The following is a 6,000-nucleotide window of genomic DNA, read 5'->3' as shown; positions in this document are numbered from 1 at the left end:
CGCGCTGGTCCATCGGGGATGAGTCCGGGTTCGATGTGAAAACCGCCAGGTCACGGGGATCCAGGGGTGTGATGCAGGTCGCACTGGTTTTGGTTTGCGGACTCGGCGGGGCGTGTGTAAAGTTCTATCTCGTGCTCAAGGGGGCACGGCGGGAAGCTGAGGCGGACCGCGAAGATCCCCGGATTTGATAACCACATAGCTTCTCCCCACACAGGATCTGTTCCTTGTTGCGGTGCGCTGGCCTTCTGGGCTGGTCATCGGCTCAAGCGATGTGTTCCCGGGGGGTTCGAGACCACGGTTTGTGTGGTGTTCATGCAGAGTTGACCTCGAGTTGACGAAGGCGAACACCGCGACGTAGAGTTGAGAACCGCGCAGACGACGAGTTCGAGTCGTTCGCAGCGAGTATTCGCTGGGAATGATTCATTCGAAGTCGGGTCAGGACGGCGGAAACGCTGAATTGACGAAGCGGGAGCTTGTTGGTAAGCTTACAAAGTTGCTTCGGAGCGATTCAGAGAAAAACTTCTGATGGTGCCGGTAGCGGTTGTTGTTTGAGAACTCAATAGTGTGCCAAGTTTGTTGATACCAAATTATTTATTTGGTTATAACAGCGACATTATCACCCCCGTGATAGTGATCGCAAATTTAGCCAAGGATTCATTAACTGGTGTCCGTGGTTGATGATGGATGGATCGTGAGGGCCTTGTTTTTCTGGCAGGGTCTGGTCTGTTTGTTGTTGATTGTGGATGCTTTCTCTTATTAATTTTTTAATGGAGAGTTTGATCCTGGCTCAGGATGAACGCTGGCGGCGTGCTTAACACATGCAAGTCGAACGATGAAGACCGTGCTTGCACGGTTGGATTAGTGGCGAACGGGTGAGTATCACGTGAGTAACCTTCCCTTGACTCTGGGATAAGCCCGGGAAACTGGGTCTAATACCGGATACGACCAGTCCTCGCATGGGGTGCTGGTGGAAAGATTTATCGGTCTTGGATGGACTCGCGGCCTATCAGCTTGTTGGTGAGGTAATAGCTCACCAAGGCGATGACGGGTAGCCGGCCTGAGAGGGTGACCGGCCACACTGGGACTGAGACACGGCCCAGACTCCTACGGGAGGCAGCAGTGGGGAATATTGCACAATGGGCGAAAGCCTGATGCAGCGACGCCGCGTGCGGGATGACGGCCTTCGGGTTGTAAACCGCTTTCAGCAGGGAAGAAGCGCAAGTGACGGTACCTGCAGAAGAAGCGCCGGCTAACTACGTGCCAGCAGCCGCGGTAATACGTAGGGCGCGAGCGTTATCCGGAATTATTGGGCGTAAAGAGCTCGTAGGCGGTTTGTCACGTCTGCTGTGAAAGCCCGGGGCTCAACCCCGGGTGTGCAGTGGGTACGGGCAGACTAGAGTGCAGTAGGGGAGACTGGAATTCCTGGTGTAGCGGTGAAATGCGCAGATATCAGGAGGAACACCGATGGCGAAGGCAGGTCTCTGGGCTGTTACTGACGCTGAGGAGCGAAAGCATGGGGAGCGAACAGGATTAGATACCCTGGTAGTCCATGCCGTAAACGTTGGGCACTAGGTGTGGGGGACATTCCACGTTTTCCGCGCCGTAGCTAACGCATTAAGTGCCCCGCCTGGGGAGTACGGCCGCAAGGCTAAAACTCAAAGGAATTGACGGGGGCCCGCACAAGCGGCGGAGCATGCGGATTAATTCGATGCAACGCGAAGAACCTTACCAAGGCTTGACATGGACCGGACCGCTGCAGAGATGCAGCTTCCCTTCGGGGTCGGTTCACAGGTGGTGCATGGTTGTCGTCAGCTCGTGTCGTGAGATGTTGGGTTAAGTCCCGCAACGAGCGCAACCCCTATCCTATGTTGCCAGCACGTAATGGTGGGGACTCATGGGAGACTGCCGGGGTCAACTCGGAGGAAGGTGGGGACGACGTCAAATCATCATGCCCCTTATGTCTTGGGCTTCACGCATGCTACAATGGCCGGTACAATGGGTTGCGATACTGTGAGGTGGAGCTAATCCCTAAAAGCCGGTCTCAGTTCGGATCGAAGTCTGCAACTCGACTTCGTGAAGTTGGAGTCGCTAGTAATCGCAGATCAGCAACGCTGCGGTGAATACGTTCCCGGGCCTTGTACACACCGCCCGTCAAGTCACGAAAGTGGGTAACACCCGAAGCCGGTGGCCTAACCCTTGTGGGGGGAGCCGTCGAAGGTGGGACTCGCGATTGGGACTAAGTCGTAACAAGGTAGCCGTACCGGAAGGTGCGGCTGGATCACCTCCTTTCTAAGGAGCAGGACCCGAGTCGGGTCCGCCACTTCATGTCGCCGTTCGTGTGACTGGTGGTTTGCTCAAGGGTGGAATATCAACGAATCGTCATCATGGTCTTGGCACTGGTTTCTCCGGTACGCCCGTCTTGGTCAGCTTTATTGCTGTACTGAGGTTCACGGGTCGGAAAGAGGACTGGTGTCATATGTCTGTGGTGCTTGGCACACTGTTGGGTCCTGAGACAACAATGGTTGTTTCAAGATCTGGCCCTCGGCTTCAGGTAGTCGACCTCGTTTACGGGGTTGGTGATGGTGGTGGGGGTTGTTGTTTGGGAACTGCATAGTGGACGCGAGCATCTTTGTTCTTTTGAACAAAATACTCGAATCATGCTGGTCACGCCTTTGGTGTGGCTGGTGTTTTTTGTGTCAATTTTTAGTCGAGCACTTAATTGTTGAGTGTCATTGCAGCTACTGTGATGATGTTTGTAAGTGTTTTAGGGCGCATGGTGAATGCCTTGGTAGTAGGAGCCGATGAAGGACGTGGGAATCTGCGATAAGCCTGGTGGAGTTGATAACCGAGCGTTGATACCAGGATTTCCGAATGGGGAAACCCCGCATGCCGTGATGGTGTGTGACCACCGGTTGAATGTATAGACCGGTTGGAGGGAACGTCGGGAAGTGAAACATCTCAGTACCGACAGGAAGAGAAAACAATGTAGTGATTCTGTGAGTAGTGGCGAGCGAAAGCGGATGGGGCTAAACCGGTTGCGTGTGATACCTGGTAGGGGTTGCGTGATCGGGGTTGTGGGACATTTCGTTGGGGATCTACCAGTCCTCAGGGTTGAGGTGCGGGCGTATAGACGAAGAAGGTTGAGTCCTTCGCCGTAGAGGGTGTGAGTCCCGTAGTCGTAATGCGTTCCGCCGGCCTGTAAGTGTATCCCGAGTAGCACGAGGCTCGAGGAATCTTGTGTGAATCAGCCAGGACCACCTGGTAAGCCTAAATACTACCTACTAACCGATAGTGAATCAGTACCGTGAGGGAATGGTGAAAAGTACCCCGGGAGGGGAGTGAAATAGTACCTGAAACCATGTGCCTACAATCCGTCAAAGCATCCTATAGGGGTGTGATGGCGTGCCTTTTGAAGAATGAGCCTGCGAGTTAGTGCTCAGTGGCGAGGTTAACCCGTGTGGGGAAGCCGTAGCGAAAGCGAGTCTGAATAGGGCGTTTGAGTCGCTGGGTCTAGACCCGAAGCGGAGTGATCTACCCATGGCCAGGTTGAAGCGCGTGTAAGAGCGCGTGGAGGACCGAACCCACCTAGGTTGAAAACTGGGGGGATGAGCTGTGGGTAGGGGTGAAAGGCCAATCAAACTCCGTGATAGCTGGTTCTCCCCGAAATGCATTTAGGTGCAGCGTTGCGTGTTTCTTGCCGGAGGTAGAGCTACTGGATGGCCGATGGGCCCTACAAGGTTACTGACGTCAGCTAAACTCCGAATGCCGGTCAAGTGAGAGCGCAGCAGTGAGACTGTGGGGGATAAGCTTCATGGTCGAGAGGGAAACAGCCCAGACCACCAGTTAAGGTCCCTAAGCGTGTGCTAAGTGGGAAAGGATGTGGAGTTGCTTAGACAACCAGGAGGTTGGCTTAGAAGCAGCCACCCTTGAAAGAGTGCGTAATAGCTCACTGGTCAAGTGATTCCGCGCCGACAATTTAGCGGGGCTCAAGCACACCACCGAAACTGTGGCATTTAGTCCCTTGCGGACTGGATGGGTAGGGGAGCGTCGAACACTGCGGTGAAGCAGCAGCGTAAGCTCGTCTGTGGAGTGTGTTCGAGTGAGAATGCAGGCATGAGTAGCGAAAGACACGTGAGAAACGTGTCCGCCGAATGACTAAGGGTTCCAGGGTCAAGCTAATCTGCCCTGGGTTAGTCGGGACCTAAGGCGAGGCCGACAGGCGTAGTCGATGGACAACGGGTTGATATTCCCGTACCGGTATAAGACCGCCCATGGTGAACTGGTGATACTAACTGCCCGAATCGTGCTAGAGCGGTCCCTTTGGGATCGACGTGTACGAGGAGCGCAGGACCTGAACCGGGGAGCCAAGCGTATTAACAGGTGTGACGCAGGAAGGTAGCTGAGCCCAGCGATGGTTGTCTGGGTCTAAGAGTGTAGCCCGAGTCCTAGGCAAATCCGGGACTCGTTATACGGGTGAGACTTGATGGGACTCCACTTTGTGGGGGATTCAGTGATCCTATGCTGCCAAGAAAAGCATCGACGCGAGGGCTTGTACCGCCCGTACCCATAACCGACACAGGTGGTCAGGTAGAGAATACTAAGGCGATCGAGAGAACCACGGTTAAGGAACTCGGCAAAATACCCCCGTAACTTCGGGAGAAGGGGGACCACCCTGGTGATCCAGGCTTGCTTTGGTGAGCTGGTGGTGGTCGCAGAGACCAGGGGGAAGCGACTGTTTACTAAAAACACAGGTCCGTGCGAAGTCGTAAGACGATGTATACGGACTGACTCCTGCCCGGTGCTGGAAGGTTAAGAGGAAGGGTTAGTCACTTGTGGCGAAGCTCTGAATTTAAGCCCCAGTAAACGGCGGTGGTAACTATAACCATCCTAAGGTAGCGAAATTCCTTGTCGGGTAAGTTCCGACCTGCACGAATGGAGTAACGACTTCCCCGCTGTCTCAACCGTGGACTCGGCGAAATTGCACTACGAGTAAAGATGCTCGTTACGCGCAGCAGGACGGAAAGACCCCGAGACCTTTACTATAGCTTGGTATTGGTGTTTGACATCACTTGTGTAGGATAGGTGGGAGACTGTGAAGCGGCCACGCTAGTGGTTGTGGAGTCATCGTTGAAATACCACTCTGGTGTTGTTAGGCATCTAACTTCGGGCCCTGATCGGGTCCAGGGACAGTGCCTGGTGGGTAGTTTAACTGGGGCGGTTGCCTCCTAAAGAGTAACGGAGGCGCCCAAAGGTTCCCTCAGCCTGGTTGGCAATCAGGTGTCGAGTGTAAGTGCACAAGGGAGCTTGACTGTGAGAGCGGCAGCTCGAGCAGGAACGAAAGTTGGGACTAGTGATCCGGCGGCACCGTGTGGAAGGGCCGTCGCTCAACGGATAAAAGGTACCTCGGGGATAACAGGCTGATCCTGCCCAAGAGTCCATATCGACGGCATGGTTTGGCACCTCGATGTCGGCTCGTCGCATCCTGGGGCTGGAGTTGGTCCCAAGGGTTGGGCTGTTCGCCCATTAAAGCGGTACGCGAGCTGGGTTTAGAACGTCGTGAGACAGTTCGGTCCCTATCCGCTGCGCGCGCAGGAGATTTGAGAAGGTCTGTCCTTAGTACGAGAGGACCGGGACGGACGAACCTCTGGTGTGTCAGTTGTACTGCCAAGTGCACCGCTGATTAGCTACGTTCGGGATGGATAACCGCTGAAAGCATCTAAGTGGGAAGCCGGCTTCAAGATAAGATCTCCGTCACCTTTAAGGTGTGAAGGCTCCCAGCCAGACTACTGGGTTGATAGGCCAGATGTGGAAGCGCAGCAATGCGTGAAGCTGACTGGTACTAATAAGCCGACCACTTACACCACACTCAATGTGTGCTCGGTGAAGTTTTAATTGAACACTGCGTGTTCGCGTCCACTAGGCGGTTCTCTGCCAACAACCCCGCATTGCCCATGGTGTCTCTTGTTTGAGGCGTGTGGGTGTGTGGGTCAGAGTCAGACC

Annotated in this window: 1 protein-coding gene and 2 rRNA genes; all 3 read left to right on the top strand. The window is 54.5% G+C overall.

What is annotated here, in order from left to right:
* Window positions 1-188 (top strand): hypothetical protein (locus LTI14_RS07150; RefSeq protein WP_241476133.1); only part of this gene is annotated, 188 nt, incomplete at its 5' end.
* 576 nt (window positions 189-764) lie between these two features.
* A 16S ribosomal RNA gene (locus tag LTI14_RS07145) occupies window positions 765-2,289 on the top strand.
* Window positions 2,290-2,753: 464 nt separating this feature from the next.
* Window positions 2,754-5,863, top strand: a 23S ribosomal RNA gene (locus tag LTI14_RS07140).
* The 16S and 23S rRNA genes sit together here, the layout of an rRNA operon.
* The last annotated feature ends 137 nt before the right edge of the window (window positions 5,864-6,000 follow it).

Origin of the sequence: Nesterenkonia sp. YGD6 (genome assembly GCF_022565895.1) — a bacterium.
In the GTDB taxonomy this organism is placed as follows: Bacteria; Actinomycetota; Actinomycetes; order Actinomycetales; family Micrococcaceae; genus Nesterenkonia.
The sequence above is the reverse complement of the archived record's forward strand: the minus strand, read 5'-3'. Positions and strand labels throughout refer to the sequence as shown.